Annotated in this window: 40 protein-coding genes; all 40 read left to right on the top strand. The window is 41.3% G+C overall.

The window, feature by feature from the left end; all coding sequences use genetic code 11:
- The first annotated feature begins 4 nt into the window (after positions 1 to 4).
- Positions 5 to 160, top strand: coding sequence for a hypothetical protein (locus tag I2484_RS02395; protein ID WP_207149423.1), 156 nt, complete (start codon positions 5 to 7; stop codon positions 158 to 160).
- Entirely contained in the window at positions 153 to 629 is a 477-nt protein-coding gene (gene ssb, locus I2484_RS02390) for a single-stranded DNA-binding protein (protein ID WP_207149422.1), read from the top strand. Before I2484_RS02395 ends, ssb begins: the two co-directional genes overlap by 8 nt.
- 30 nt (positions 630 to 659) lie before the next feature.
- Entirely contained in the window at positions 660 to 914 is a 255-nt protein-coding gene (locus I2484_RS02385; RefSeq protein ID WP_207149421.1) for a hypothetical protein, read from the top strand.
- Positions 915 to 1,089: 175 nt separating this feature from the next.
- The gene (locus tag I2484_RS02380; protein ID WP_207149420.1) at positions 1,090 to 1,320 is read left to right on the top strand and encodes a hypothetical protein; all 231 of its coding nucleotides are present in this window, start codon (positions 1,090 to 1,092) and stop codon (positions 1,318 to 1,320) included.
- Between the two features lie 2 nt (positions 1,321 to 1,322).
- Positions 1,323 to 1,913 carry an HNH endonuclease signature motif containing protein gene (locus I2484_RS02375; RefSeq protein WP_346014144.1) on the top strand — a complete coding sequence of 197 codons (591 nt, stop codon included), beginning with the start codon at positions 1,323 to 1,325 and terminating at the stop codon, positions 1,911 to 1,913.
- 45 nt (positions 1,914 to 1,958) lie between these two features.
- Entirely contained in the window at positions 1,959 to 2,093 is a 135-nt protein-coding gene (locus I2484_RS21330) for a hypothetical protein (RefSeq protein WP_255551006.1), read from the top strand.
- A 37-nt stretch (positions 2,094 to 2,130) separates the two neighbouring features.
- A complete protein-coding gene (locus I2484_RS02370; protein WP_207149419.1) occupies positions 2,131 to 2,286 on the top strand; it encodes a hypothetical protein in 156 nt (51 codons plus the stop codon).
- 78 nt (positions 2,287 to 2,364) lie between these two features.
- A complete protein-coding gene (locus I2484_RS02365; protein WP_207149418.1) occupies positions 2,365 to 2,943 on the top strand; it encodes a PDZ domain-containing protein in 579 nt (192 codons plus the stop codon).
- Positions 2,936 to 3,091: a hypothetical protein gene (locus I2484_RS02360; protein WP_207149417.1), complete on the top strand. Its 156-nt coding sequence runs from the start codon at positions 2,936 to 2,938 to the stop codon at positions 3,089 to 3,091. Before I2484_RS02365 ends, I2484_RS02360 begins: the two co-directional genes overlap by 8 nt.
- Positions 3,088 to 3,351 carry a hypothetical protein gene (locus I2484_RS02355; protein ID WP_207149416.1) on the top strand — a complete coding sequence of 88 codons (264 nt, stop codon included), beginning with the start codon at positions 3,088 to 3,090 and terminating at the stop codon, positions 3,349 to 3,351. The genes I2484_RS02360 and I2484_RS02355 overlap by 4 nt, the downstream gene beginning before the upstream one ends.
- A complete protein-coding gene (locus tag I2484_RS02350) occupies positions 3,344 to 4,018 on the top strand; it encodes a sigma-70 family RNA polymerase sigma factor (protein ID WP_207149415.1) in 675 nt (224 codons plus the stop codon). The genes I2484_RS02355 and I2484_RS02350 overlap by 8 nt, the downstream gene beginning before the upstream one ends.
- A 13-nt stretch (positions 4,019 to 4,031) precedes the next feature.
- Positions 4,032 to 4,439, top strand: a complete 408-nt coding sequence (locus I2484_RS02345; RefSeq protein ID WP_207149414.1) for a hypothetical protein — start codon at positions 4,032 to 4,034, stop codon at positions 4,437 to 4,439.
- Entirely contained in the window at positions 4,436 to 5,110 is a 675-nt protein-coding gene (locus tag I2484_RS02340) for a dUTP diphosphatase (protein ID WP_207149413.1), read from the top strand. The genes I2484_RS02345 and I2484_RS02340 overlap by 4 nt, the downstream gene beginning before the upstream one ends.
- A gap of 141 nt (positions 5,111 to 5,251) precedes the next feature.
- Positions 5,252 to 5,428, top strand: a complete 177-nt coding sequence (locus I2484_RS02335; protein ID WP_255551004.1) for a DUF3954 domain-containing protein — start codon at positions 5,252 to 5,254, stop codon at positions 5,426 to 5,428.
- Between the two features lie 85 nt (positions 5,429 to 5,513).
- Complete coding sequence (locus I2484_RS02330; protein ID WP_207149412.1) at positions 5,514 to 5,822, top strand: hypothetical protein; 309 nt, start codon at positions 5,514 to 5,516, stop codon at positions 5,820 to 5,822.
- Positions 5,823 to 5,868: 46 nt separating this feature from the next.
- Positions 5,869 to 6,318 (top strand): ArpU family phage packaging/lysis transcriptional regulator, encoded by a 450-nt coding sequence (locus I2484_RS02325; RefSeq protein ID WP_346014143.1) that lies wholly within the window; start codon positions 5,869 to 5,871, stop codon positions 6,316 to 6,318.
- Positions 6,315 to 6,857 carry a tyrosine-type recombinase/integrase gene (locus tag I2484_RS02320; RefSeq protein ID WP_207149410.1) on the top strand — a complete coding sequence of 181 codons (543 nt, stop codon included), beginning with the start codon at positions 6,315 to 6,317 and terminating at the stop codon, positions 6,855 to 6,857. The genes I2484_RS02325 and I2484_RS02320 overlap by 4 nt, the downstream gene beginning before the upstream one ends.
- Before the next feature lie 145 nt (positions 6,858 to 7,002).
- Complete coding sequence (locus tag I2484_RS02315; RefSeq protein ID WP_207149409.1) at positions 7,003 to 7,296, top strand: hypothetical protein; 294 nt, start codon at positions 7,003 to 7,005, stop codon at positions 7,294 to 7,296.
- A gap of 105 nt (positions 7,297 to 7,401) precedes the next feature.
- The gene (locus tag I2484_RS02310) at positions 7,402 to 7,611 is read left to right on the top strand and encodes a hypothetical protein (RefSeq protein WP_207149408.1); all 210 of its coding nucleotides are present in this window, start codon (positions 7,402 to 7,404) and stop codon (positions 7,609 to 7,611) included.
- 299 nt (positions 7,612 to 7,910) lie between these two features.
- Positions 7,911 to 8,135, top strand: a complete 225-nt coding sequence (locus tag I2484_RS02305) for a hypothetical protein (protein ID WP_207149407.1) — start codon at positions 7,911 to 7,913, stop codon at positions 8,133 to 8,135.
- A 97-nt stretch (positions 8,136 to 8,232) separates the two neighbouring features.
- Complete coding sequence (locus tag I2484_RS02300; RefSeq protein WP_207149406.1) at positions 8,233 to 8,586, top strand: hypothetical protein; 354 nt, start codon at positions 8,233 to 8,235, stop codon at positions 8,584 to 8,586.
- 259 nt (positions 8,587 to 8,845) lie between these two features.
- The gene (locus I2484_RS02295; RefSeq protein WP_207149405.1) at positions 8,846 to 9,220 is read left to right on the top strand and encodes an HNH endonuclease; all 375 of its coding nucleotides are present in this window, start codon (positions 8,846 to 8,848) and stop codon (positions 9,218 to 9,220) included.
- A 104-nt stretch (positions 9,221 to 9,324) separates the two neighbouring features.
- Positions 9,325 to 9,801: a phage terminase small subunit P27 family gene (locus tag I2484_RS02290; RefSeq protein WP_207149404.1), complete on the top strand. Its 477-nt coding sequence runs from the start codon at positions 9,325 to 9,327 to the stop codon at positions 9,799 to 9,801.
- Positions 9,801 to 11,498: a terminase large subunit gene (locus tag I2484_RS02285; protein ID WP_207149403.1), complete on the top strand. Its 1,698-nt coding sequence runs from the start codon at positions 9,801 to 9,803 to the stop codon at positions 11,496 to 11,498. The genes I2484_RS02290 and I2484_RS02285 overlap by 1 nt, the downstream gene beginning before the upstream one ends.
- A 14-nt stretch (positions 11,499 to 11,512) precedes the next feature.
- Complete coding sequence (locus tag I2484_RS02280; protein WP_207149402.1) at positions 11,513 to 12,742, top strand: phage portal protein; 1,230 nt, start codon at positions 11,513 to 11,515, stop codon at positions 12,740 to 12,742.
- Complete coding sequence (locus I2484_RS02275) at positions 12,742 to 13,494, top strand: head maturation protease, ClpP-related (RefSeq protein WP_207149401.1); 753 nt, start codon at positions 12,742 to 12,744, stop codon at positions 13,492 to 13,494. The genes I2484_RS02280 and I2484_RS02275 overlap by 1 nt, the downstream gene beginning before the upstream one ends.
- A gap of 39 nt (positions 13,495 to 13,533) precedes the next feature.
- Positions 13,534 to 14,631 carry a phage major capsid protein gene (locus I2484_RS02270; protein WP_207149400.1) on the top strand — a complete coding sequence of 366 codons (1,098 nt, stop codon included), beginning with the start codon at positions 13,534 to 13,536 and terminating at the stop codon, positions 14,629 to 14,631.
- 44 nt (positions 14,632 to 14,675) lie between these two features.
- Positions 14,676 to 14,945: a head-tail connector protein gene (locus I2484_RS02265; protein WP_207149399.1), complete on the top strand. Its 270-nt coding sequence runs from the start codon at positions 14,676 to 14,678 to the stop codon at positions 14,943 to 14,945.
- 16 nt (positions 14,946 to 14,961) lie between these two features.
- Positions 14,962 to 15,135, top strand: a complete 174-nt coding sequence (locus I2484_RS02260; protein ID WP_207149398.1) for a hypothetical protein — start codon at positions 14,962 to 14,964, stop codon at positions 15,133 to 15,135.
- The gene (locus I2484_RS02255) at positions 15,132 to 15,452 is read left to right on the top strand and encodes a phage head closure protein (protein WP_207149397.1); all 321 of its coding nucleotides are present in this window, start codon (positions 15,132 to 15,134) and stop codon (positions 15,450 to 15,452) included. Before I2484_RS02260 ends, I2484_RS02255 begins: the two co-directional genes overlap by 4 nt.
- Positions 15,452 to 15,814, top strand: a complete 363-nt coding sequence (locus I2484_RS02250; RefSeq protein WP_207149396.1) for an HK97-gp10 family putative phage morphogenesis protein — start codon at positions 15,452 to 15,454, stop codon at positions 15,812 to 15,814. Before I2484_RS02255 ends, I2484_RS02250 begins: the two co-directional genes overlap by 1 nt.
- Positions 15,811 to 16,146: a hypothetical protein gene (locus I2484_RS02245; protein ID WP_207149395.1), complete on the top strand. Its 336-nt coding sequence runs from the start codon at positions 15,811 to 15,813 to the stop codon at positions 16,144 to 16,146. The genes I2484_RS02250 and I2484_RS02245 overlap by 4 nt, the downstream gene beginning before the upstream one ends.
- A 2-nt stretch (positions 16,147 to 16,148) precedes the next feature.
- Positions 16,149 to 16,733 (top strand): major tail protein, encoded by a 585-nt coding sequence (locus I2484_RS02240; RefSeq protein WP_207149394.1) that lies wholly within the window; start codon positions 16,149 to 16,151, stop codon positions 16,731 to 16,733.
- A 69-nt stretch (positions 16,734 to 16,802) separates the two neighbouring features.
- On the top strand, positions 16,803 to 17,159 hold the full coding sequence (locus I2484_RS02235; protein WP_207149393.1) for a hypothetical protein: 357 nt from the start codon (positions 16,803 to 16,805) through the stop codon (positions 17,157 to 17,159).
- Positions 17,160 to 17,363: 204 nt separating this feature from the next.
- Complete coding sequence (locus I2484_RS02230; RefSeq protein WP_207149392.1) at positions 17,364 to 22,247, top strand: phage tail tape measure protein; 4,884 nt, start codon at positions 17,364 to 17,366, stop codon at positions 22,245 to 22,247.
- Positions 22,247 to 23,101 (top strand): phage tail family protein, encoded by an 855-nt coding sequence (locus I2484_RS02225; RefSeq protein ID WP_207149391.1) that lies wholly within the window; start codon positions 22,247 to 22,249, stop codon positions 23,099 to 23,101. The genes I2484_RS02230 and I2484_RS02225 overlap by 1 nt, the downstream gene beginning before the upstream one ends.
- Before the next feature lie 20 nt (positions 23,102 to 23,121).
- Positions 23,122 to 24,363, top strand: coding sequence for a tail fiber protein (locus I2484_RS21325; RefSeq protein WP_255551003.1), 1,242 nt, complete (start codon positions 23,122 to 23,124; stop codon positions 24,361 to 24,363).
- A gap of 17 nt (positions 24,364 to 24,380) precedes the next feature.
- The gene (locus tag I2484_RS02215) at positions 24,381 to 24,716 is read left to right on the top strand and encodes a hypothetical protein (RefSeq protein ID WP_207149390.1); all 336 of its coding nucleotides are present in this window, start codon (positions 24,381 to 24,383) and stop codon (positions 24,714 to 24,716) included.
- A gap of 1 nt (position 24,717) precedes the next feature.
- Positions 24,718 to 24,849: an XkdX family protein gene (locus tag I2484_RS02210; protein ID WP_207149389.1), complete on the top strand. Its 132-nt coding sequence runs from the start codon at positions 24,718 to 24,720 to the stop codon at positions 24,847 to 24,849.
- A gap of 40 nt (positions 24,850 to 24,889) precedes the next feature.
- On the top strand, positions 24,890 to 26,125 hold the full coding sequence (locus tag I2484_RS02205) for a siphovirus ReqiPepy6 Gp37-like family protein (RefSeq protein WP_207149388.1): 1,236 nt from the start codon (positions 24,890 to 24,892) through the stop codon (positions 26,123 to 26,125).
- Position 26,126: the final 1 nt, after the last annotated feature.

The following is a 26,126-nucleotide window of genomic DNA, read 5'->3' as shown; positions in this document are numbered from 1 at the left end:
AGATATGCCTAAATGGATCCCAGGACCAGGACTTTACCTCGTCCAATCAACTGAACCTTATGATGCGGACAAGCGAAAGCGCGAAATGAACGAACTTGAAGTAAAAATCCGAATGGCGGAACGCTATTGGGCAAATCGAAAGGGGCAAACGAATGATTAATCGCGTTGTTTTAGTTGGTCGTCTCACAAAAGACCCTGAACTCAAATACACTCAAACAGGTATTGCAGTAACACGCTTCACATTAGCGGTAAATCGTGCCTTCCAAAGCGCATCAGGTGAAAGAGAAGCTGATTTCATTAGTTGTGTAGCTTGGAGAAAGCAAGCTGAAAACGTTGCGAACTACTTGAAAAAAGGAAGTCTTGTCGGAGTAGACGGCCGTATTCAGACGGGCAGCTTTGAAGGACAAGATGGAAAACGTGTTTATACGACAGAAGTCGTAGCAGACAGCACGCAATTCCTAGAACCGAGATCAACACACAGCAACGCGCAAGAGGGCAATCAAACGTCTGGACACGTAAATACATCAAGTTATCAGCAGGACGCTCAGAATCAATCAGCAAGCAGGGAAAACAACCCGTATAACAACGGCGGTCCAATTGAGGTGAAAGATGAAGATCTCCCGTTTTAAATCTATGAAACATTGAAAGGGTGATAAGAAATGGATCAAATGACTTTAAGTGATTATTTGGAACTGGACCCCGTATGCACTGGCGAATTGATATGTTGTTCTCTTACGCAAGACTTTCATTGGATAAGGATTACTAGCGGACATACACCTGCTCCTTTTTTAAAATTAGTCGAATTTGAACTTGATGGATATGAATTTATGTACAAAAGCACATCAGTAAAAAATGAAATCATTTCAGCGTTTGGTGGAAAAGTGAAGAACATTCTGTACGCAGCTCATGAATAGTATGCAAAAAAGTCAGAAATGTGATTGGGAAGGAATGAATCAACGTCCGTGGCGTTTGTTATTTCGAATCGAAGATGGCCAGAAGGTTTGGGTGTACGAACCTCTTTGGGGTAAGGAATTAACACGGCTAATGAAACAAGGATGGAAGTTAATTCAGCAAAAGGAGGGAATTTAAGTGAAAAATACACTTGGCGATTTGAATAACCATCTGTTTGCACAACTTGAACGCCTAGGCGATGAAGATTTGACTGGTGAGGAATTGGTCGAAGAGATGAATAGAGCGAAATCGATAACTGCTGTAGCATCACAAATCATTTCAAACGGCTCATTGGTTTTACAGGCTCAAAAAGTGGCGGACAACTTTATAGATGCCAGCGTAAAAATGCCGAAAATGTTGGAGGGATAAAAGTGACACACTTAACACCGCATCGATACAGTCAAGCGCATTGTGATTTTATCGCTAAAAATATACCGGGACGCAGTCGAAAAGAAATGACGGAAATGTTTAATACTCATTTTGAATTAGAGTTGGGTGTCAATCAGATTACAGCATTTATTAAAAATCGCGGTTTGTCAAACGGCTTGGATACTAGATTCAAACTAGGACAAGTTGCATTTAATAAAGGAAAAAGCATAGGCGGATGGGAGCCTACTCAATTTAAAAAAGGTAATAGACCACATAACCATAAACCTGTCGGAACAGAAAGAGTTAACGGTGATGATTATGTGGACATTAAAATCGAAGAGCCTAACGTATGGGAAGCGAAACATCGGGTGATATGGAAAAAGAAATATGGTCCGATACCGAAAGGGCATGTAGTTATCTTTGGTGATGGAAATCGGCGTAACTTTGAAAACAATAACTTAATTCTCGTTTCAAGAAGAATACTATCTATTTTGAACGGGAGAAGTTTAATTCAGAATGATGCTGACCTAACAAGAACCGGCATTATTGTGGCAAACATATCTAGTAAAATGAGTGATCGGAAAAATGGATAGATGAACAGTTGACACATACGACTTAGCAACTAGGAGGGTTTGAAAATGGAGGATAAACATTTATATCCTGACGCAGAAGACATCGAAAGCGTGAGAATCGTATGGAATGAGTACGGTTATAGACTTATTGAGGTTGATTTGAAAAACGGGGAATCGTACCTAGTAGAAAGTGACAACTAATAAGCAGTTCGACTAAACTTATGAGGAGTGAAGCGGTATGAAAAAATGGTTTTCATCTATGAGCACTATTACCTTACTTGCAGGAAGCGTGATCATAGGTTCCTCGGTTACCGACTTAAATTACATTCATCTCATGGCGATGGTTCTATTGATTCTAGGTGGAGTGTTTATGGGGTTAGCAATATCCGATTAACAGCACGAACCTAATGCGGCTCATAAGTGAAACTGCGAGCCGCAAACTATGAAACTTTGAAAAGGAGTGTTAGGGGATATGACTGAAAAAGTGAGGTTGACACAGAAACAAGCAGACACAGTGGAGAGAACTAAAGCGGTGAGAGGCAGCAGAGGGGTGGTACTAGGTTATGTAGCAAGAGACACAGAGATACCTAATCCGACTTTCAGATCACTTAGCGATTTAACTTTTGACGAATTGGCGAGAGCCTTATATGAACCTGACAGCTACGAAGTTGAGCCGCTGTTTAAAGTAGGGGATCAGATTGTGAATATTAACGGTGTGAACTTCGTAAACGGTTTAAATGTGGTCGAAGTGGAAAAGGTAAGTGAGTTTTTTGTTACGTTTTGCGGCGATATAGGAGCACTGAAAAGCAATGTCCGACGTGCAACACCAGAAGAGGTTAAAGATGAAAAGGAGTGTCGAGTGTGGGCGGAGGCGGACCGCGGATATGGGAAATTCAGATACGGAGATGTTTATTCTCACAACGGCAGCAGCATTCACATCGACACGGCTAAGGCTATGGATACTGCAAATGTCCGTTACAAAGCGGGATTAGTTACGGGATTCCACCCAATCGAATCGTACGTCCGTTTTGAGGAGGATTCCAATGCGTAATGAATGGGAAACTCCTAAACTCCCGACAACCCTCATGTGCGTCGATTGTAAGGGGATTGGGACGTTGGGTGGATCTTCTTATATAACGGAATCATGCCCAGTCTGCAAGGGTACAGGGATGATTCAAAAGGAGGTTGAAGCGGAATGAAAATAGAAGAAATCATGATTCCTGCTAAACTAGCGATGAAAGACTTGGATTACGGAAGAGCCGTGACGTTAGGCAGTAGTTACGGGCAACTGATCAGTATGATAAAAACGCGGGATTTCGAGATTGAGAGGTTGCGTGGGGCGTTAAGTTTCTACGAAAGAGAAGACAGCCACAAACCCGACCAATACGGAGAGACCATGCTTGAAATAGATGTGGGCGAAAGAGCCCGTCAAACCCCAGAAGGTAAGCGCGATGGTTGAGAAATTAATCGACGATGAAATGCATACAGTTGAATCCGTCATAAAAAAGTACGAACGATTGGTTTTCAAGTTAGCAGACAGATTCAGCGGCAACGACTATCACCATAAATTCGACCTGGCGCAAGTCGGGTTCATCGGATTGTTGGAATCGTTTAAAAGGTTTGACGATAAGTCTGATGTGAAATTTACCACTTACGCTTACAAGTATATCCGTGGTTACATGCGGAATTTGAATCGTGAAAACGGAATTATACATGTGCCTGCAGGTGTAAAAGAGACGACTTGGAAGATAGATAAGCAAGGTTTGTGGGATTACGACGATGAGTATATAGCGAAATTACTGAATGTTGAACTAAGACATGTGGAAAGCTGTCGAATTTTCTTTAGTCTTAAATCAGTGTTGAGCATGGAAGCCGGAAACGAAGAAGATGAAGAAGCCAACCTATATAAATCGGTCAGTTACGATCAAGATTTATCGAATCCGAATGTTAGTTATTACATTGAGAAATTGAATCCTCGTGAACTATTCATAGTTGATAGGTTGATGAAGGATGATAGTTACTCCGATATTGGCGCAGAATTGGGAATTACAAAGGTCCGAGTAGGACAACTCGTAAAGAATATACGCGTCAAGGTTGCGGAGAGAATTACGAATGAAAACTTTTAGGGAGGGGAATGGAATGGTGAAGTGCAAACGGCAATTGCGCAAAGACCGATTAGTAATCTTAGCTGAAATTGATAGGTTGGATAAATTCCGATGCATCGTGTGCGAACCCGCGAATGGTTATCCGGATTCGGAAAAGTCGCATTGCATGTGCCAAGTGGCTATCAAGATTCGGGAGTTAGGAAAACAATTATACAAATTAACATCCGAACGAAAATTGGATGAATCCATTCCGACCATGCCGGAAATAGACAAGAAACAAGATTCTTTCGAAGATTTAACGGTAAAACTTTATGGCAAAATGAAGGCCGCAAATATGAGTGATCGCGCCATTGTAAAGGGTTATGGGATAGGTAGTAGAAGGTTAGTCGAGCGGAAAAAGTTCCACGGGTTAAGTGCAAAAACGAAGGAGCTGGCGAGATGAATCTTACTAAGTTATTTGAAATACAAAAAGTGTTAGATGCAGCAATCAACAAGAAAAAGGGACTTGACGAACGCGACTTGCTTTCCGAAAAGATTCTTGCATTACAGGTTGAATTGGGAGAATGTGCGAACGAATGGCGTGGGTTTAAGTTTTGGAGTAATAATCAGAATCCATGCAGAACGATTCATACGACAGAAGGGGCTACAGAAAAAAACGCAATTGAGTTTTCTTGTAGCGATGAAGATTGTGGCCAAAGGTTTAATAAGTCTGACGCTAGGTTGCAAGACTTATTTGGAGAAAATAATGAAGATTGTCCAGTGTGCAGAAATGGATTTCTTTATGCATTTAGAACGAAGAATCCACTCCTCGAAGAATACGTTGACTGCCTGCATTTCATCCTGTCAATCGGGCTAGAGAGAAAAGAAACCACGATGACGACACCTTACGACGAATCCTGGATAACTAAAACAATCACCGTGACGGGGCAATTTAGTCAATTATTCGATGAGATAAGCAATTTTTCTAGGTATAAAACGGTTAGCGATTACGCATCCGTACTCGATACATTCATTGGTCTAGGCGAAATGCTAGGTTTCACATGGGATCAAATCGAATCTGCTTACATGGAAAAGAACGCAACAAATCATGACAGACAGGAGAATGGATATTAATGACTGAGGAGGAGCGTGATCAGCTAATTGAATTCCTGCTCATGTGGTCTATGTGGTCGCGTGACGGACTGGAGAAACTAAGCAACCGAAAACTACTGGAGGAATTTGATCGGCATAATAGGATGAATAGGGGGTGATTCTATGGAAATGGTTGTTAATATTGAAAAAATTAATTTGCTTGAAAATGCGACTTATGTGGTGAAAGATGGTAAGATAGAGAAATTAGGGTGCCCTCAAAGCGGATATGGAAAACAAACCGTGTTATGGCAAAATGGGAAACCTGTAGTCATTGAAGTGAATTGTTCAAAAAAAATATAGCGTCCAACGGAACAACCGGGGACATCGATTCAGCATTATGCTGTTTTGATGTCCTTTTTTCATCTCAAAAAAGTGGGAAAAGACGATGGAAATCAATCGAGAAAAGCGCGAAGAGGTTGAAGCGGCCAGGACATTTGGAGATGCGATAAATGATTTACTGAAGGTATTTGAGCCGATTGCGCGAGCGTTTAAAGAGATTTTGGAACGAGCAGCGAAGTTCTTCCGAAGTATATACGTGAAAACTAGAAAAGTTGCTATTAAGTGGTATCAGCTTGAAGAGGAGAAACAGGTAACCGTTCGCCAGCATCATCGTCGAGACTTTTCTAGGCATAAAATTAAGCACCAAGTAATTAATCGTAAACCGCGTCAATTCAATCGGAAGATTATTAGATGAGTGGGGACAGTGGCGCAATCCGAAGAACATAAAGGAGGAGATGTATATGCAAATACAATTCATTTTACCGGAGATTGACCGCAAGGCGACAAGGGAATCCGTGGAATCGTTGCTGGAAAAATACAAAATGTACCTACTCCAAACAAGTTTAGACAGACTACCATCCATTACAGCCGCTTATTCGTTAGTTCTCAACAGTCCAGGAGGACTACCAAGCTCATCGACTGAGTCATCCGCTATTGCAAATGTGGACTATGACCGTGAGAGAAAACGATTTATTGGTTGGATTGTTCAGGCTGTAAATCGGCTGCCACATGATGAGCGATCAATAATTGTGCAGCGTTATATGAAAGATGATGAAATGTTTGATTATCAAACGTATGGAGCATTGAACATGTCTGAACGAAACTATTTCCGATTGAAATCACGCGCTTTCTACAAATTGGCCTTTGCTCTGAAAGTTGAGGTATATAAGGAAGAGGTGCCAGTTACGTGAATATTGTTCAACCAATAAGGGATACGGATAAAATTGAACAAATGAAGGGTTATTTGAAGTTAAAGAATGAACGTGACTATATTCTTTTTATATTAGGCATTAGTACTGGATTACGTATATCAGATATATTGAATTTAAAAAAAGAGGATTTATTAAAATCACATGTAGATATTAAAGAAACGAAGACGACTAAGCGAAAGCGCGTAAAACTACCAGGATACATCAAAAAAGAAGTTGTCCCTTATGCAAAGAAGTTATCAGATCACTCACATGTCATTAAGAGCCGCCAAGGGGTAAACAGACCAATAGATAGGTCAACAGCTTATCGAATCCTAAGAGATGCAGCAGAGCACGTCAATCTAACTGAAATCGGTACACACACTTTACGTAAAACATTCGGATACCATTTCTATCAACAGACAAAAGATGTTGCTATACTCCAAGAATTGTTTAACCATTCAAGTCCATCAATAACCTTAAAGTATATAGGCATACATCAAGATGCATTAGATAACGCAATGGACAAGTATAGAATTTAATTTTTTTTGGTTATATCTGCATCATAAATAAGTGTATCGTGCAGTCATTTTATAAAGCGTGATGAAGTATTGATACAAAAGGGTTTTCGCGGAAGGGCGAGTGCAACAGTCTATGTATTGAAGAGTACTGAAAGAGGTGGAAAAGGTGGAAGTAGCAGAAGCAAAGGAACGCATTAAAAAGTTGGAAGAATATATCGTTATGGTCGAGGATTATCAAGCAGAAACGTATGAACAGAAAGTATTCAAGCTCTATGTCCTACGGGAGAACGTCACTATGATAACGAAGGAATTAAATGAGCAAGGATATCGGATTGGTAAACGAAAACTGATAACCAAGGATATTTCGGATTTAATTAGATCTAAGCCGACGGATGAAATGCATGAGATGGCCAGGAAGTTATTTAATAGGAATAAGAAAAGGTCTGCAGCTGGTTGGTAAGAAGACACATTATGTGAAATAGAAAAGGGGATAGAGAAATGAAGAAAAATAGATTGTTGCAGTACGTCAGTAACATCCACAGGATACATCACATGAACTGGGGTTATGGATACACTTTTAAACCGTTTGGCATCGGTTACTTTAAAATTTATGGATTTAAAAGAATCAAAAGAAATGAATTTCATGATTGCACTTCAACAGGGGTTTACTAATACACAGTTCGACCATACAAAAAAACTTGGCAGGATTGTGGCAGACTTTTGGCAGGATTGTGGCAGAGCATTTGGTGATAGACGTGCGATAATTGTATTGTGAGATGAAAAGATAGCAGATAGCTACATCCACAACATATGTGTCGTAACCATACGATGCAAAGACTGCGGCATTGACCGATTGACAGTCAAACATAATAGGACACACATCAGGCGCACTCGGTAAGTCACAGTTAAGATTTATCACTATATATGGGTGTAGCGTGTGTGTTCTTGATACGGCAGGAAGCATCAGCAGAACCCGTGGAACGGTTTTGTTTGATGCTTTTTTAATATGTCGAATTATGTTGGTGACAATCATTTCCATTAACGCTATGATTAGTGTGGATGGAGGTGTTAGTTATGGAATTTCACGTTACATTTTCAATGAGTAATGGGAAAGAAGTTTTGCAAAAGTATGATAATTGTTCTTCTAGCGAAGAGCTTGCGAAACATATTCAAGACAGCGTTATAAGTAGAGAAGGTTATCATAAGGCGTCACCGGGTTATTACGGAAACTTGTTTGGAGAAACGTATATTAAAACGAGTGAGATTGTAAGTTACCACATTTCGTTAGCACAAAATTAATAGTGTTATTAAGTCACATCCAATCGGGTGTGGCTTTTTATTACGGTATTGGTTATAACTAATTAAAGGAAATTAAAAACGAGGTTGGTGATAATTAATGCTAAAAATTAATTTTCGTGATTTTTATGGTGACGCACCAATCGAGCCGATTTTTGTTGAGAAATTCTATTTAGATGACGGTCGAAGTTTAAATACAAGACAGATGACATACGAACTTTGCTCAAATGAATATGTGAAAAGCAAAGATGGAATGTATCCCACGTTTGAGGTAAATGACATCGTAGTTGCTGAATACGGACAAGGTGAAACGTATCATATATTCGAATATGAACGAGGTTTTCAAGAGTTACGAGTTGAACTATTAGACGAAAACATGCAACGCACTGGAAAAACAACTTACTTAGATACTTGTGAGGTGTTCCATAAATTAAAAGATACTGAATGGATATAGATGCTGAAGTCACCTTTTGCCGGGTGGCTTTTTCTATTACATAAAAGGTGGTGGTCATTCTTGCTTAACAGTGTATCGGTCAATAGGCTATATGCCGGAGAGGATGAGTGATCTAACATCTGCGTTGGTTGCTCGCTTATGTAACCAGGAGGATTGATTCAATGGATACAGTGATGATGGTAATAGGATTGATACTGACAGCGTGTGTAACGATACCTATCCTATTGATCACGGGATTCGCTATAAGGACCAAGAAGCCATGAAGAAACCACTCAAACCATGCAATTATCCAATGTGTTCGAAGTTAACAAGATCGGGTTACTGCGAAGACCACACCACTGAACGAACCGTAAAGAATGCAGAGTATGATAAGTTCGCCCGTGATAAAGTATCGAATGCCTTCTATCAATCGAAAGCCTGGAAGATAGTAAGAGGTCAAGCGCTCATGAGGGATAATGGATTATGTCAACACTGCGTACGCAACAGGGTAGTAACTGCTGCCGATATGGTGGATCACATCGTTCCACTAAAAGAAGAAAATCATTTAAAGGATGTATTGAGCAATTTACAATCCTTATGTAACAGATGTCATGCGATTAAAACAGCAAATGATAAAAAGATATATAAAAGGTAGGTAGGGGTGGGTTAAATTGTTTTAAATAAATAAACAATAAACCGATGGGAACCTTTCTGCGTACAAAAACCCGTTTTTAGAATAATTTCAAAGGAGGTGTAATCATGGCCGGAAGGAACAAACAACCATTATCTGTAATATTGGGTAAAGGTAAAGCGAAACATCTGACGAAAGCGGTAATTGCTGAACGACAAAAACAAGAAGATACGATAAAGGGAGATACAGACAAAGTATCTCCACCAAAAAGACTGCTTGCTAAACAAAAAGAAGAGTTCGATATTATCGCAAATGAGTTAATGAAATTAGAGATTTTCAGCAACTTGGATGTTGATACGTTAACTAGATATATCGACGCTAAATCAGAGTATGAAAGAATCGTTGATATTGTAAGGAAGATTAAACCACTAGACGATGTGGATATATATACGAAGTTGCAACGGGCAAAGAAATCTCTCTCTGACGAGTGCAGGGCATATGCTGCCGATTTGGGTCTGACCATTACATCTCGTTTGAAGTTAGTTATCCCTCAAAAGGAAAAAACGGAAGAGTCGGAGTTCGATAGGAAATTCGGTGATTTATAATGTCGCTACTAGATAAGTTAATTGAATATAGCCAATCAGTAATGGACGACGATATTGTTTCTTGTGAAAAACACAAGTGGGCATGTCGTCGTTTTTTGGATGATTTAACACGACAAGGCACAGAAAGCTTCCCATATTTTTTTGATGAACCGTCAGCTGTTAAGTTCCTTGATTGGATGCGCTTGTTTAAACATCGAAAAGGTGTGCTTGCGGGTCAATTCATCGAACCTCATATCATACAAGAATTCATATTCGGGAACGTTTACGGATGGCTCCACAAAGATACGGGGTATAGGCGTTTCAATAAATCCTTTTGGCAAGTTGGAAGGAAGAACGCTAAATCTCAATCACTTGGTGCCGTTGGCGGCTATGAAGGTTCAGCGTTTGGTGAATCGTATGCGGAGGTATACTGCGCTGCTACAAAGAAGGAACAGGCTGAAATCGTATGGGACGAAATCAAAGGAATGATAATGGGGAACGCGGATTTACGCGACAGATTCAAAGTAGCGTATAACACCATCACCCACATTAAAAGCGGTTCTGAAATAAAGGCGTTAAGTAAGGAAGACAGGAAGTCGGGTGACGGATACAGTCCTCAGTGTGGAATTATAGATGAATACCACGCACATCCAACCTCTGAAATGTACGACATCATCGACTCAGGGATGGGAGCAAGACCGCAGCCATTGCTGATGATAATTACGACAGCAGGTTTCAATTTGAATCATCCCTGCTATCGAGTGGAATATAAATATGTTGCGGATATATTGGATCCTAACAGTCCGGTTGATAACGATCGGTATTTCGTCATGATTAACGAACTGGATAAAGATGATGATATTAAAGATGAACGGAATTGGGGGAAAGCTAATCCAATAATCTGTTCATACGATGCTGGCGTGAACTATTTGCGTGGACAATTAAAGATTGCGCTTGACGTTCCCGAAAAAATGAGAAACTTCCTCACAAAAAACATGAATATATGGGTAGACGCTAAAGACGATGGTTACATGGACATGTCGAAATGGAAAGATCGTGCATCTACCAGAATTGATTTGAAACAATATCCAGTTTGGATAGGGCTTGATTTATCCATGACCACTGATTTAACGAGTGTGGGCATGGTATTCAAAATGAATGATGGGAATTATGCAATTAAACAACATTCGTTTATGCCGGAAGATAAATTGCAAGAGCGAATGAACACGGATAAGGTTCCTTTGAAGCTATGGGCCGAACAAGGGTACATCACAATAACGCCAGGTGCTGTTGTGGATTATAGTTACATCGAAAGTTATCTGCTCAACTTCCGTGAAGAAGGTTATGACATCAAAGAAATCGATTACGATAAATGGAACGCTACTTATTTTGCTCAAATCATGACGAACAACGGATTTGAAATGGTTGAAATTCCACAGAACATTAGACAGCTGTCCACACCTACGAAAGACTTCCGAAAAGAAGTATTCAACAAAAAGATAATCCATTTCGATGATCCCGTATTAAATTGGGCGGTAGGGAATGCGGTACAGCGTATGGATGCACTGGAAAACATCATGTTGGACAAGTCAAAGTCATCCGAACGAATAGATCCGATTGCGGCTGTTATAAATGGCTTTTATCGGGCGATGAGTGGTGATGAGAATATCGACTTCGTTGAAACTACTAATTCATTCCTAGATAGCATGGGATGGTAAAAGGAGGTGAAAAAATGAAATGGCTGAACTGGACTAAGAAAATATTCAAGAATGAAACAATAGAAATGAATAACCCGAAATTGTTGGAATGGCTCGGTATCGACTCGGGTTCACCGAAAGATAAGATGTCTGAAGCTACTTATTTTGCCTGTTTAAAAATTATGGCTGAAAGTATCGGTAAACTACCCTTGAAAATGTATCAATCTACTGATAAAGGCACTGTGAAAAGTGACAAAAGTGAAATGTATACAATGTTGAATTTGCGTCCGAATCCCAATATGACAAGTACCACCTTCTGGTCCACGGTGGAAATGAACAGGAATCATTATGGGAATGCGTATGTGTGGTGCCGATATAAGGGTCCTGTACTTCTAGACCTGTGGATAATGCCTAGTGCTGACGTATCTATCGTTATGGATGATGCAGGGGTGTTCGGTGACGTTGGTTCCATATGGTATCGATACACGGATAGCAAGACAAATAAGCAATATACATTCAATAGTGATGAGGTTATGCATTTTAAAACGTCCACAACCTTCGATGGCATTACAGGGGTGCCGATTCGCGATATTTTGAAGAGCACGATTGATGGTAGTTTGGAAAGCCAAAAGTTCATGAACAATCTTTATAAAACAGGGTTGACGGGTAAAGCTGTCCTGGAATATACGGGTGACTTGGACGCTACAGCTAAAGCGCGGCTAGTAAAAGGGTTTGAAGATTTCTCTAACGGTTCGAAAAACGCAGGAAAAATTATCCCTGTCCCACTCGGAATGAAGTTGGTTCCGTTGGATATTAAATTAACCGACTCGCAATTCTTCGAACTAAAGAAATACTCTTCTCTACAAATCGCGGCAGCGTTCGGCATTAAGCCGAATCAGATTAACGATTACGAGAAGTCCAGCTATGCTAGTGCGGAAGCGCAGAACCTATCTTTCTATGTAGACACTCTTCTTTATCCTCTGAAGCAATATGAAGAGGAAATTACTTATAAAATCCAAAGTGAGAAGTTGACTTCAGATGGATACTTCTTCAAGTTCAATGTTGCTGTGATTTTACGAGCCGATTTGAAAACGCAAATGGAATCAGTTACTAAAGGTGTAAGCAATGGCATATACACGCTTAATGATGGTAGAGGGTTCTTTGACCTTCCGGCAGAGGATGGTGGGGACGTGCTGATGGTGAATGGAAACATGATCCCCGCAACAATGGTCGGGACGCAATATCAGAAGGGGGGTGAAAAATAATGCCGTTTTGGAAATTTATTAAAAACAAAGCAACAGAAACAGAACTTGAAAACATTGAACTGCGAATCGAAGGGGATATCGTTGATGACGGTGACGCTTGGATTTATGAGTGGTTCGGTGAACCTGCAGCATCTCCCAATGCATTCAAAGAAGAACTAAACGAGTTCAAGGGTTCGGATCTGACCGTGTGGATTGATTCTTATGGCGGTAGCGTATTTGCAGGTGCAAGTATCTATAATGCGCTAAAAGAGCATACAGGCAAGGTGACGGTCAAAGTAGATGGTAAGGCAATGAGTGCAGCATCCGTTATCGCGATGGCGGGTGATGAAATACTTATGTCCCCAACCGCTTTAATGATGATTCATAACCCGATGACTGGATCGTATGGCGATATGCATGAAATGCGTAAAGTTGCTGATGTGTTAGACGAGGTTAAAGAGTCCATCGTCAATGCATATATCGTTAAAACGGGGCGTTCTCGCGAAGATATTTCCGCGATGATGGACAATGAAACTTGGATGTCCGCGAATGTGGCTGTCAAAGAGGGGTTCGCAAATGGTGTGCTGTACCAAGACAAACCGATTGAAGTGGAAAACGTTAAGGATTTCTCGTTTAATCGTTTGAAAGTGGCGAACAACACTGGCGACTCCATTAAACAAATCGTTGCCCAATATAAAAAAGCCGATAATGAAGCTGAAGAACTTGTAAACATCGAAAAAGAAAAAATACGAATGGAATTAGACTTGATCTAGTTCTTTTTTTATACCCAAAAAACGAGGAGGAACACATACATGAATAAAGAATTACGTGAAATGTTAGAGGCAATTGCAAATAAAAAGGAAGAAGCTAAGGCTTTCTTAGTTGAAAACAAACTGGATGAAGCGAAGGCAGCTAAAGATGAAGCAATGGCGCTTCAAAATAAATTTGATATTGCAAAAGATCTGTATGACGAAGAAAAGGCAGTTATCGATAATAAAGAACCTGCAAAGACACCCGAAAACAACGAAGTGAAAAACTTCATTAATGGTGTGCGTTCGAAGTTCCAAAATGCGATGAGTGAAGGTAGTAAAACGGATGGCGGTTACACTGTCCCGCAGGATATTCAAACGAAGATCAATGAACAACGTGAAAGTAAGGACTCTCTGGAAGCGTTAGTTACAGTTGAGCCTGTCACTACTCTAAGCGGTAGCCGAGTGTTCAAAAAACGTGCTCAACAAACAGGATTTGCAAAAGTTCTTGAATCAGGAGAAATTGCAGAAAAAGCCACTCCACAGTTTACTAACTTGGAATACAAAGTTGATAAATATGCCGGTTTCTTGCGCGTCACTAGCGAACTACTTGCCGACAGCGACCAGGCGATTGAAGGGACTATCACGAGCTGGATTGGCGATGAATCCCGCGTGACTCGTAATCAGTTGATCCTTGCAGAGTTAGGGACTAAAGCGAAAACAGCTATCGCAGATGTGGACGCAATTAAAGATGTACTTAACGTCACGCTAGATCCTTCATTCCGTTACACGTCCACAATTGTTACGAATCAGGACGGTTACAACTATCTTGACAAACTGAAAGACAAAGACGGAAATTATCTGCTACAACCATCTGTTATTGCGGCAAGCGGAAAACAACTTTTCGGCGTCCCTGTACAAGTTATCTCCAACAAAGATTTGCCAACTGCTGCTAACAAAGCGCCACTTATTATTGGCGATCTGAAAGAAGCAGTCGTATTGTTCGACCGCAAGAAAACGGAAGTTCGCGCAAGTGATGTAGCGTCAGATGCGTACCTCACTGACGTTACGCTGTTCCGTGCTATCGAACGTTTCGTAGTTAAAACGCGTGATGAAGAAGCGTTTGTTTACGGTCAACTCGACCTTACACCAACACCATAATGAAGGCGGCCTTATGGTCGTCTTTTTCTAATGAGGTGAAATGAATGATTTTATCACTGGAAGAAACGAAAGAATGGTTGCGTATCGATGGGTCGGAGGATGACGGAAGTGTACAAATGCTTATCGCCGCTTCTGAAAACTACTTAAAAAACGCAACCGGTACAGTGTTTGACCACACTCACGATCAAGCCAGGCTATTTTGTTTAGTTCTTGTGACTGATTGGTACGAAAGTAGAGAATTAACAGCTTCGAAAGTCGGTGAAAAGGTGCGATTTACCGTCCAAAGTATGCTGTTACAACTCTCTAACTGCTGAAAGGTAGGTGTTTTAAATGTATAAAGTATTAAAAAGATTCAAATGCCAGGCTCATGCTCTGAAATTGTTTGAAATTGACGCGGAATACACAAGTGCGGACGCGAAGCAAACAGAGAAGTTAATCGGTCTCGGATTTATAGAACAGGTGAAAATGCCGAAAAAAGCAACAAAAAAAGATGATGCATCATGAATCCCGGACGAATGAGACACCGTGTCACGTTTCTTAGTCCCCCAGAGGGTGAAGATTCTGACGGATTCCCGAATATTGAATGGACGGAACACGTAACGGTTTGGGCATCCGTCGAAACGCTAAAGGGACGTAGTTTTTTTGAAGCAGCTAAAACACAAATGCAAGATAACAAAGTGGTTACCATTCGTTATCACCCCAATGTAGATGATTCGATGCGGATCCGGTTTAATAAGCAGGATTATGATATTACCTCACTCACAAATGATGACATGCTCAACAAGTCTATGACTATCGTCGTAAAAGAGGCGGTTATGTAATGGCCCGAATCGAAATGACAGGTCTAGCTGAACTGCAAGCACGATTATCCCAAATGGCGAACGCAACAAACATTGAAAAAGATGCACTTACAGAAGCAGGCGAACACTTGCGGAAAGAGATCCAAAACAATGTGCCAGTACGGACGGGAAAGCTTAAAGAAAGCATTACGAAGGACGAAGTTGTGGACGGAAAGATTCAGATTGGACCATCACAACAAGGTCCTGCATTTCGCGCCCACTTTGTTGAGTTCGGGACAAGAAAGATGAGCGCCCGCCCATTTATGCGCCCGACATTCGAGCGAGAAAAAACTAGAATCGAACAAATCATGGCCGAACAAATCAGAAGGGGGTTGGGATTGTGAGTTTAAACAGTTTAATAATCAATACACTTAAACCGGCTAACGTCCCAACTTCCTTTCAAGTGTATTCCGGTACAACTTCGACGTATATTACGTTTTTTGAGTATAACGAAATGGGAACGTCATTCGCGGAAGATGCAGAACAAACTGAACGCCGTTCCATCCAAGTTGATATTTGGTCAAAAGGGAATTATGCGGCATTGGTTGAGCAGACGAAAGCGTTAATGATTCAAGCGGGATTCACGCGGGTTGACGGAAGAGAGTTTTACGAAGATGACACAAAAACGTTTCACAAAATTTATAGATTTTACTACGAAATCACAGGAGGAATTTAATTATGGCAGGAGTACTAATTGGGTTAAAAGATTTATATGTGGCAGAAATTTCAGACTTGGACGGAACATTCGGAACACCTTATCGGATTGCAAAAGCAATCGAAGCGAAGGTAGCACCTAAAGTATCGTCCGCTATCCTTTATGCGGATGACGGGGCAGCAGAGTCGGCATCCGCGGAAGGTGAAACAGAAATCGAACTTGGTATCGACTCTCTGTCTAATGCCATTTATGCAAAACTACTTGGTAAAACAATTGACGCTAACGGCGCTGTAGAGGACTCTACAGGAGATATCCCACCTAATGTTGCGTTAATGTTCCGATCACTTAAAACTAACGGGAAATACCGTTATATCGTTTATTACAAAGGAAGCTTCCAAGCACCAGAAGAATCGTATAAAACAAAGGGTGAAACAATCGAATACAACACTCCTACTATCAAGGGTGTGTTCGTCCACAGCGACACGATGCTGAATACAAAAGGCGAGGGTATCAAACGTCGCATAGTTGACGAAGACGACCTTGCGTTCAAGCCTGCTGTCGCCACGGGTTGGTTTACGAAAGTTTATGACGGCGTAGCGGTAGTTTAATTAACAGATTGAGAGTCGATATATTCGGCTCTTTTTTTATTTGATTTAAAAATTAGGAGGGTTTTATATATGGCTACTAAAGGACAGGTAATGAAAGACCAGGGTGCAAAAGTTACATTGTTGGACGGAAAAGAACGAACACTTAAATTTGATTTGAACGCTTTGTGTGAATTAGAAAATAAAGGTTTGGGATTCGAAGAATTAGTAGAAGGTTTGTCAAACCGTAGCTTCGGAAAAATCAGAACAATCCTTCATAGTGTTTTGGCTCACGAAGAAGATGATGATTTTACAGAAAAAAAGGCAGCCGCTTTAATCGACATGAGTAACTTCGCAGAAGTAGTAGATGCATTAGGCAAAGCGTTCTCAGCATCCACACCTGAACAATCTGAAACCGAGGTAGCTACAGAAGATGAATCGGGAAAGTAAATGAAACAGAAATCCCGTTTGATTTTTTCATCTATATTGGAACCGTCCATTTACACAGGACGGAATCAGAAGTGTGGAAGATGACACCCCGAAAGATTCTCTCCCTGTGGAATAGACACGCAGTATTCAAAGGTTGGAAAAAAGAATCAGTAAAAGCCGAAAAAGTATATGCCGATCACGTGCAATGGTAGGAGGTGAGGTGATTTGGCACAGGATGTTGGTGCGTTAAAAGTAAGTTTAACCTTAGATTCGGCTAACTTTAGTCAATCAATGGCTAGTATTGACAGGAATCTAAGGGCGATGGGTCAAGAAATGGCTTCAGTTCGTGCTCAAGGAAATACTTGGGGAAACTCGATTCAGGGGCTATCCACAAAACAAGAAACATTAACCCGCATGTTAGACGGTCAAGAAATCAAAGTCCGCCGATTACGCGAAGCATACGAAGCGAGTAAAGCTGCAACCGGTGAAAACTCGGTTGAAACGGAACGTTTGGCTATCGCTTTAAATCGGGCGACAGCCGAATATAACCGGACAGAAGCTGAATTGGCAGAAGTAGCTGCTGCACTTCAACGACAACGGGATGAATTGCGGCTGAGCGAAAGCGCTTGGACTCAACTCGGTGAACGGATGCGGGCAGTCGGAGCCACGATGACAGCTGTGGGTGACAAGATGACTTCAATCGGGAAAAGTATGTCGATGAAGGTTACTGCTCCAATTGTTGCGATGGGGGTACTTGCTGCTAAATCTGCAATTGATTTTGAAACGGCATTTGCAGGAGTTAGAAAAACCGTAGATGCAACAGAGGAAGAATTTGCGGTCCTTGAAAAAGGAATCCGAAACATGGCAAAAGAAATTCCGGCGGCTGCCACTGAGATTGCAGGAGTTGCAGAAGCAGCTGGACAATTGGGTATCAAAAAGGAAGCAATTCTTGGTTTTACTCGTACGATGGTTGACCTTGGTGTTGCAACCAACATGTCATCTGAAGAAGCGGCAACAGCGCTTGCTCGACTAGCCAACATTACCGGTATGAATCAAAAAGATTTCGACCGTCTAGGATCTAGTGTCGTAGCCCTGGGTAATAACTTTGCAACGACGGAAAAAGAAATTGTGGAAATGGGACTCCGATTAGCAGGGGCAGGGTCTCAGGTTGGAATGAGTGAAGCCGATATTTTAGGGCTGTCTACGGCTCTCACCTCTGTGGGTATAAATGCGGAAATGGGTGGTAGTGCATTCTCGCGTGTAATGGTCCAGATGCAGTTAGCCACATCTACAGGGTTTACAAAAGTCCAGAAGCTATCAAAGGAAACAGGTTTGTCTTTGCGCGATATGCAAATGATGGCATCCCATAGCGGGAAAGCATTTGGAAACATGGCAGAAAGCATGGGGATGACGAAGAAGGAATTGTCGGCTATTGTAAAAGCCGGTGTAGAACTCGAAGGTTTTTCAAAAATTGCGGGCATGACGGGTGAGCAATTCAAAACGGCGTTTGAAAAGGATGCAGTTGGAGCAATTGGGAGTTTTATTGATGGTCTTGCCAATGCAGAAAACTCTGGCGACACAGCTATTAACATGCTTCAAGAAATGGGTATTACTAGTGTTCTCCTGCGTGACAGTTTACTACGAGCAGGTGGAGCAAGTGAACTTTTCGGCTCAGCTATCAAAGTATCGAATGATGGTTGGACTGAAAACGTAGCACTTACGAATGAAGCAGAACAACGTTACAAAACAACTGCTTCTCAACTTCAAATAATGGTCAATTACTTGAAGGAATTAGGTATTACATTGGGATCTATTATTCTTCCTGTGATTAATAATGTTATCAAAAAGTTGAAACCGCTTATTGAAGGATTCGCCAACACGAGTGAAGCTACTCAAAAAACAATACTTGTAATTGCAGGAATAGCAGCAGCGATTGGTCCTGTACTCGTTGTCATTGGTGCTCTTGTCAGTTCGGTGGGCGCGATACTAACCGCTTTCGGTACAGCGTCTATGGCAATTGCGGTCATGACTACTGGTGTGGCATCGGCTGTGCCAGCTGTATCTGCATTAGCAGCTGTATTTACTGTATTGACTGGTCCTATAGGGATTGCAATAGCAGCAATAGCGGCAGTTGGTATCGGTGTGGCATTACTAGTCAAACATCTATCAAAAGATGCGATACCAGAAGTTGACAGGTTCGGTAAAAAGGTTTCGGAGTCCACGCAAAAAGCGCTCGGTAGCTTCTTTGAGTTATCCGATGGTGCAGGTCAGGCCGTAATGGATATGAGCATCCGAAATAAAGTCGTGACGGGTGAAATGGCAAAGTCTATGATTGAAAAATTCGGCGCTATGAATACGCAGATATTAGAAGGATTAAATACCAATCACGCAGAACGTATGAAAGCTACATCATCTTTCTTTTTGAATTCATCCGTATTAACAGATGCAGAAGAAGCGAAAATATTACAAAAACAAGAAAACTCTCACACGCTAGAAGTTCTCTCTCTCGAATCCAAAAACAATAGAGTTGCAGAAATCATGAATGCAGCGAAAAATGCGAAGCGGGACTTGACTGATGCGGAAGCTGCTGAAATCAATAACATTAAAGACAGCATGAATAAATTCGCGGTAAAATCGTTATCGGCTAGCGAAGTTGAACAAAAAATTATCATGGAAAAAATGAAACAATCGGCAGGAGATTTGTCGGCACTACAAGCGGCAGACGTTGTTAAGAATTCAGCCAAACAACGCGAGGGCTCAGTCAAGGAAGCGGAAAAGCAATTTGATGAAACTATGGGCGAAATCATCCGCATGCGGGATGAAACAGGCGTCATTACAGCTGAACAAGCAGATAAGATGATTGCGGAAGCTACTAGAGCGAAAGACGGCTCAGTGAAGCATGCTGAAATTATGCATGCGGATGTTGTCAAAGAAGCGAAAGAACAGGCTACAGAGCATATCGAAATGGTCAACTGGGAAACCGGCGAAATCCTATCCAAGTGGGAAGTCTTCAGGAATAAGATGAATACGAAATACGGGGAAATTGCCGTGGATGGTCTAATTCACTTCACTCAACTGAGTCGCAATATTGATCTTGCAACCTCTACAATACCTGGCGTTGTAAATAAGTATTTGGGGAAAATGGCCGTCGACAGTGCGGTATGGTTTAAAAAACTCGAGACAGATGGAATTAAATCTGCGGCAGGTTTAGTAACCGGAATCACCACGTCAATAGAAGCAATACCCCGTATCGTCAGAAGGATATTAATCGACGCGGCATTAGAAGCTGCGAAGAGTATATTGGAATTCAAAAAAGTTGGGGGAGACATCGTTGAAGGGTTGAAAGAGGGGATGATAAAAAAATCAGCGGAAGTTGCCGCAGCATCATATAACCTTGGAAAATCTATGGTAGAAAGTATTTCTAAATCTATCGGACGGAAATCCCCAGCAAAAGAATTCATCAAAGTTTCAGAGGATGCTGGTAAAGGTCTTGTTATTGGGCTGAAAAACAGTAACGATAGTGTCTCAAAGGCAGCGTCTGATACAGGTAAAGTGATGGTGGATGCGGTCGCGGGAGCCAGTAAAGCACTTTCAGCAGCTACACGAAAAAACGCAGAAGAAGTTATAAAAATATCTGCTGATGCTGAGAAAAAACGTACAGAAATCCAAAAGGAATATGCAGCGAAACGTAAAGAACTCGGATCGCAATCCGCTAAATCATCACAAGCTGCACTCAAAACGTCAAAAGATAAAAAAGGTAAAATCGTTACAACTGGTACGCAAAAGATGCATGATATTCGATCGACGGCATCCGTAAAATTAATCAAACTCAATGAGGACGAGCAAAAGAAACTTACTAGCGTCAACGACAAAGCGTGGGCTGATATGCAGAAGAAAGAAACAGAAGTTTCGAAAGCTAGACTTGAATCTGTAAAAACGTATGTTGCTGATAAAAAGTCATTAGAAGAATTGTCACTTGTCGCTGAGTCGGAAGTGTGGAGGAAGTCACTCGTACTCTTTAATGAAGGAACAAAAGAACGTGTAGAGATACAAAAGGCATACCAGGCATCACTGAAAGCAATCAATGATGAAGTCGTGAAAGTTAATGATGAATACGGCAATAAGATGATGGTCATCAATGATCGCTTGCGTAATGAAGAACAGAAGTTAACAGATGAATATACAAAGTCTGTTGAAAGTAGAACTAGCGCATTAACTAATTTTATGGGCATTTTTGATGCTTACGAATATAAATTCGAACAATCAGGGCAAGATTTAACGAACAACTTACTCTCGCAAGTGAGCGCCTTGGAAGAGTGGTCGAGAATGTTCGGAATGCTATCTGAAAAGGCAATTGACGATGGGTTACTTGAAGAGTTGAGGGTAATGGGTGTCAAAGCTTTGCCTCAAATGGTCGCCTTGAATCAGATGACTGACAAAGAACTCACCACTTACTCGGATTTGTACAAGCGCAAAGCTAAATCAGCACGAGAACAAGCCGAAAAAGAAATGGCACCACTTAAAGCTAATACCGAAAAGCAGATTATTGATTTACGGGCTGCTGCTAATAAAGAATTAACTACATTGGAAAACGATTGGACATCTAAAATAAAATCCATCACCAAAGCAACCGACGACGAATTGAAATCCCTCAAATCTATTGGAGTGAATGCAGGACGAGGTTTACTCGATGGTTTAGCAAGCATGGAGTCATCTCTTGTGAATAAGGCTCGTGACATAGCTAATGCAGTGGCGAAAGCGATGGAATCAGCGTTAAAAGTTAAGTCACCTTCCCGTAGAACATTTGCCATTGGTGAATTTGCAGGTGAAGGTTTGGAAATTGGACTTGATTCCAAAATGAAAGCTGTTGCCAATGCAGGAAAACGTCTTGCTAATGCAGTTATTCAACCAGTCGGCTCGTACGGTATGCCATCTTATGCAGGGGTGAATGGTGGACAGGGATCTAATGGTGCCAATGACAATTCCCGTAGTTACACAGGTGGGAATACTGTAATCAATGTATACGGGGCAAACGGTACACCTTCCGAAATCGCAAGAAAGCAACGTCAATCGCAACAAAGACAGGCTCTCGAATGGGGGTATATGTGATGATTAAATTCACAAATAAACGAGGAGAATCTATCATCTTCAATCAGATAGGTTCTCCTTTTGGTTTAAATAACTTTAATGGTCTTGGTGATGTAGAAGCAGATGTACAGATGTCTAAATCACCGTTTCAAGACGGTAGCACATACATTGACAGTCTGCTGTCCACACGAGCCATTAACTTTGATGTAACTATATTCGGTACAGATGATACAGATATATCTCGGAAGCGCTCACAGCTGTCTAGCGTGTTTAACCCTAAGCTTGGTGTGGGATTGCTTGAATATCACTATGGTGACGTTGTTCGTGAAATATATGCCGTACCTGAACATGTTCCCGTTTTTGGTGCAGGATTTGAGAATCGTGGAAGACGACATCAAAAAGCGTTGATTGATTTAATTTGCCCGTCACCTTTTTGGCAAGATATTAACCCAACCATTATTAAACTACAAGACTTCGTAGGTAACTTCTTTTTCCCTATATCATTCCCGGCAAGCTTTTCAATCCGTGGGGATGTAGAAAACCTATTAAACGCGGGAGATGTGTCAACACCAATCAATGTGACGTTTCGTGGTGAATCGGTGAATCCAGTCATTACAAAGGTTGCCACAGGTGAGTTTATCCGTATCAATCGAACAATCCCCGCTGAACATAGTCTGATTATCACGACGGGGTTCAATGAGAAGTCAGTGAAGATAATTGATCCATACGGTGTGGAAAGTAACGCAATGGGCTACATCGACTTAGATTCTACATTCATGAGTTTAGATGTAGGCGAAAACAAACTGTCATTCATTACGGATGGCGGTAGTCCAGAAGTGTTTATCGAATACAGAAATTTATATTTAAGCGTTTAATATTTAAAGGAGTGTGACATATGGCAGAACATAGTAAGTTCTTTGACAGTATCGACCCACTTGCACCCGACAAAGTTTATACCGCTGACGAGTTTACAGGTTACTTTGAAAAACTAGTCACGACCGGAATTATGAAGGGCGAAAGTAACATGTTGAAAGTCGAAACAATTGGCTCGAATATGAATACTACAGTTGATACAGGCGCCGCATATATTAATGGTAGGTTGTACGAGAATGATTCCAAGTTATCGTTAACACACGAAGTCGAAGCGTTAGGTAAATCACGCATTGATCGTGTGGTAGTTCGATTAATCTTAGATGTGGATTCTCGTTATATTAAAGCATTCGTGAAAAAAGGCGTCGCGGGTGTCTCGCCTGTCGTTCCTGCATTGGTACAGACTAAGGGCATATACGAAGTCTCACTTGCACAAGTGAAAGTCATCGGTGGGCAGACGTATATTAATGCGGTTGACGTTACGGATGAACGTGGGAAAGATGTTATTTGTCCTTGGGCAGGGAGTAAGATATTGCCTAACTTTGATGATGTGGCGTTGGCTGGGTTAGTTAGTAAGGTGGACACTATGTCTACACTGGCGGACGGTATTCATGCAGGTGGCGAATATTCTGTTATACTACCTAACGTGACTGAGTATGCAACGGGAATGGCTATAACGATAAAAACCAACTCGCCTAATACCGGGCCGGCTTCTATAAACGTAAATAATTTAGGTAAAAAGAGAATACATGACTCCTATGGGGAGGCGGTAAACGCTAACTTTGTCTTGAAGGGTTTCGCGCTTTATGAACTAAGGTACAACGGTGAATATTTCGTCGCTATAGGTTTAGTGTCATTAAACGACACACTAACAAGCACATCCACAACCGCAGCGGCTACAGCTAATGCGGTTAAGATGGTGAATGATAAAGTAGATTCTACTCCGTTAGCCATTACCCCAATAGCTCCTTTCCTTGAAGGGTATACAGGGGCATTCAGAGTCTCTAAGAACGCTCGGCACGTTGGCGTCAACATAGAATTGACGAACGATACGGCACTACTCGCACAAGCGTATCAGCTGGGTAACTTGCCCGCAGGGTATAGACCGTTGGTTCTAACTGTTGGTTACGTTACGGGGATAGTGTCCGGGAAATTCCTATACATTCCTGTAACAATTAGTCCAATGGGGTCTATCATTTTACAAAATACCGCAAGTATACCCTCTGTCAATCAATTAGCTGGGTCCATTTTCTTTGTATTACCATAAGGAAGGAGAAGATATTATTGAAAGTTATTGCTCACATCGTCAATAAAGAGGGATTTGTCATTGATTCAGAGGTCGTAAATCCTTCTAAAGATGTTATTCCGGAGAATAGGGTTATAACGAACCCCCCTCTTGGGGTTTCGTTTTACAAAATGAGATGGACAGGATCAAAATGGACAGAAGGAGCAACACCCGATGAAATCGCAGAATTAATGAAACCTATTCCGCACGTACCAACAAACACCGAAATCCTAGGTCAACAAACGACCGAGCGAGAAATCGAATCCATGATACAAGGACAACAAATAACGGATATCGACTTACGCTTGATGATAATCGAAATGGGGGCGAACTAATATGTTTGAATCACTAAAAATGAGATACGAGAAGAACTGGTGTAGAAAAGATCAGCTGGTTCAATTTGTGAAACTAGGAGCAATCACGCCTGAGCAATACGAGGAAATCACAGGGGAACCGCACAGCGCCTAAATAGGGCGTATTTTTATGTCACAAAATAAGGAGGATGCCCATGAAACCAATACGAATATTTACACCCGATATAGACTTACTAGGAGAGATTAGCAATTATGAATCTCTCTTTTTTGTACGCTCATTTCATGGCATAGGCGACCTAGAGTTGCGAATCAACCGCTACAAGAAATACACCGACACGTTGCAAAAAGGCAATATCATCGTGGTTGACAAAGACCTGCACAAAGCCTATGTAGTAAAGCATCGTGAAATCGAACTAGACCAAAACGGCAAGGCTACTGAAAACTGGCTAATCAAAGCACTCGAATTAAAAATAGTCGCAAGTGATGCAATTGCGCTACCACCATCCCACACAGCAAATGACAATAAATCAGCATCGGTTGAAACAGTCATGAAGCATTATGTTAATGGAAATCTAATAAACCCAGTAGACCCTTCACGTAAAGTTGCCGAATTAATATTAGCGCCTGATCTAAACCGTGGTCCGCATATCTCGTGGCAATCCAGATTCAAAGTTGTAGCGGAAGAACTTTCGGAAATGTCGTTATTAACGGGAGTAGGATGGGGCGTCCGAGTTGATTACGCTTTGCGGAAATCGGTATTAGATGTTGCAGTAGGTCGTGATTTATCCGTTAATCAAACCGTCAATTCACCTGTAATTTTCAGTCCGCAATTCGATAATATAAAAAACATGCACTATGTCGATTCAGATTTGAATTACAAAAATGTGGCGTATGTGGCAGGACAAGGTGAAGGTGTGGACAGGCGCGTTATTGTGGTTGGTACGGCTACGGGTTTAAATCGGAGAGAGTTATTTGTTGATGCTCGTGACATTGAAGAGGTTGACGAAGACGATAACCCGATTCCAGAAGCTATTATCATACAAAGATTAACCGAACGCGGATTACAGAAACTTGCTGAATTAGCGCAGGAAACTTTTTTAGAAGCACAGATAATGACGCCTACGAAAACGGTGGACATAAAAAAAGAAACACATTTCATGACGCAATTTCAAATAGCAGAATCGGTAAAGGTGACTGAGAAATTCGCATCCTCTTTTATCTACGAACAAGGTTGGGACTTAGGCGATATTGTCACTGTCCAAAATAAAGATTGGGGCGTCACGATCAATACACGTATTACGGAGGTTAAGGAAATATATGAACCCGAAACAGGATTCACACTCGAAGCCACATTCGGGCAATCCCGTCCCACGTTAATATCGAAAATCAAACAAGAATTATCCGGTGTGAAAACGGAAATAACGAGGTGAG

Origin of the sequence: Sporosarcina sp. E16_8 (assembly GCF_017347095.1) — a bacterium.
GTDB lineage: Bacteria > Bacillota > Bacilli > Bacillales_A > Planococcaceae > Sporosarcina.
This window is presented reverse-complemented; position numbering and strand designations above follow the sequence as displayed.

Bases quoted from the DNA above. Each gene is read 5' to 3' on its own strand.
- I2484_RS02240 (WP_207149394.1), top strand. From the start codon at position 16,149: ATGGCAGGAGTACTAATTGGGTTAAAAGATTTATATGTGGCAGAAATT.
- I2484_RS02250 (WP_207149396.1), top strand. From the start codon at position 15,452: ATGGCCCGAATCGAAATGACAGGTCTAGCTGAACTGCAAGCACGATTA.
- I2484_RS02365 (WP_207149418.1), top strand. From the start codon at position 2,365: ATGACTGAAAAAGTGAGGTTGACACAGAAACAAGCAGACACAGTGGAG.
- I2484_RS02325 (WP_346014143.1), top strand. From the start codon at position 5,869: ATGCAAATACAATTCATTTTACCGGAGATTGACCGCAAGGCGACAAGG.
- I2484_RS02310 (WP_207149408.1), top strand. From the start codon at position 7,402: ATGGATACACTTTTAAACCGTTTGGCATCGGTTACTTTAAAATTTATG.
- I2484_RS02270 (WP_207149400.1), top strand. From the start codon at position 13,534: ATGAATAAAGAATTACGTGAAATGTTAGAGGCAATTGCAAATAAAAAG.
- I2484_RS02385 (WP_207149421.1), top strand. From the start codon at position 660: ATGGATCAAATGACTTTAAGTGATTATTTGGAACTGGACCCCGTATGC.
- I2484_RS21325 (WP_255551003.1), top strand. From the start codon at position 23,122: ATGGCAGAACATAGTAAGTTCTTTGACAGTATCGACCCACTTGCACCC.
- I2484_RS02300 (WP_207149406.1), top strand. From the start codon at position 8,233: ATGCTAAAAATTAATTTTCGTGATTTTTATGGTGACGCACCAATCGAG.
- I2484_RS02370 (WP_207149419.1), top strand. From the start codon at position 2,131: ATGAAAAAATGGTTTTCATCTATGAGCACTATTACCTTACTTGCAGGA.
- I2484_RS02210 (WP_207149389.1), top strand. From the start codon at position 24,718: ATGTTTGAATCACTAAAAATGAGATACGAGAAGAACTGGTGTAGAAAA.
- I2484_RS02340 (WP_207149413.1), top strand. From the start codon at position 4,436: ATGAATCTTACTAAGTTATTTGAAATACAAAAAGTGTTAGATGCAGCA.
- ssb (WP_207149422.1), top strand. From the start codon at position 153: ATGATTAATCGCGTTGTTTTAGTTGGTCGTCTCACAAAAGACCCTGAA.
- I2484_RS02330 (WP_207149412.1), top strand. From the start codon at position 5,514: ATGGAAATCAATCGAGAAAAGCGCGAAGAGGTTGAAGCGGCCAGGACA.
- I2484_RS02235 (WP_207149393.1), top strand. From the start codon at position 16,803: ATGGCTACTAAAGGACAGGTAATGAAAGACCAGGGTGCAAAAGTTACA.
- I2484_RS02260 (WP_207149398.1), top strand. From the start codon at position 14,962: ATGTATAAAGTATTAAAAAGATTCAAATGCCAGGCTCATGCTCTGAAA.
- I2484_RS02265 (WP_207149399.1), top strand. From the start codon at position 14,676: ATGATTTTATCACTGGAAGAAACGAAAGAATGGTTGCGTATCGATGGG.
- I2484_RS02275 (WP_207149401.1), top strand. From the start codon at position 12,742: ATGCCGTTTTGGAAATTTATTAAAAACAAAGCAACAGAAACAGAACTT.
- I2484_RS02255 (WP_207149397.1), top strand. From the start codon at position 15,132: ATGAATCCCGGACGAATGAGACACCGTGTCACGTTTCTTAGTCCCCCA.
- I2484_RS21330 (WP_255551006.1), top strand. From the start codon at position 1,959: ATGGAGGATAAACATTTATATCCTGACGCAGAAGACATCGAAAGCGTG.
- I2484_RS02395 (WP_207149423.1), top strand. From the start codon at position 5: ATGCCTAAATGGATCCCAGGACCAGGACTTTACCTCGTCCAATCAACT.
- I2484_RS02345 (WP_207149414.1), top strand. From the start codon at position 4,032: ATGGTGAAGTGCAAACGGCAATTGCGCAAAGACCGATTAGTAATCTTA.
- I2484_RS02360 (WP_207149417.1), top strand. From the start codon at position 2,936: ATGCGTAATGAATGGGAAACTCCTAAACTCCCGACAACCCTCATGTGC.
- I2484_RS02290 (WP_207149404.1), top strand. From the start codon at position 9,325: ATGGCCGGAAGGAACAAACAACCATTATCTGTAATATTGGGTAAAGGT.
- I2484_RS02355 (WP_207149416.1), top strand. From the start codon at position 3,088: ATGAAAATAGAAGAAATCATGATTCCTGCTAAACTAGCGATGAAAGAC.
- I2484_RS02335 (WP_255551004.1), top strand. From the start codon at position 5,252: ATGGAAATGGTTGTTAATATTGAAAAAATTAATTTGCTTGAAAATGCG.
- I2484_RS02280 (WP_207149402.1), top strand. From the start codon at position 11,513: ATGAAATGGCTGAACTGGACTAAGAAAATATTCAAGAATGAAACAATA.
- I2484_RS02225 (WP_207149391.1), top strand. From the start codon at position 22,247: ATGATTAAATTCACAAATAAACGAGGAGAATCTATCATCTTCAATCAG.
- I2484_RS02305 (WP_207149407.1), top strand. From the start codon at position 7,911: ATGGAATTTCACGTTACATTTTCAATGAGTAATGGGAAAGAAGTTTTG.
- I2484_RS02295 (WP_207149405.1), top strand. From the start codon at position 8,846: ATGAAGAAACCACTCAAACCATGCAATTATCCAATGTGTTCGAAGTTA.
- I2484_RS02350 (WP_207149415.1), top strand. From the start codon at position 3,344: ATGGTTGAGAAATTAATCGACGATGAAATGCATACAGTTGAATCCGTC.
- I2484_RS02285 (WP_207149403.1), top strand. From the start codon at position 9,801: ATGTCGCTACTAGATAAGTTAATTGAATATAGCCAATCAGTAATGGAC.
- I2484_RS02205 (WP_207149388.1), top strand. From the start codon at position 24,890: ATGAAACCAATACGAATATTTACACCCGATATAGACTTACTAGGAGAG.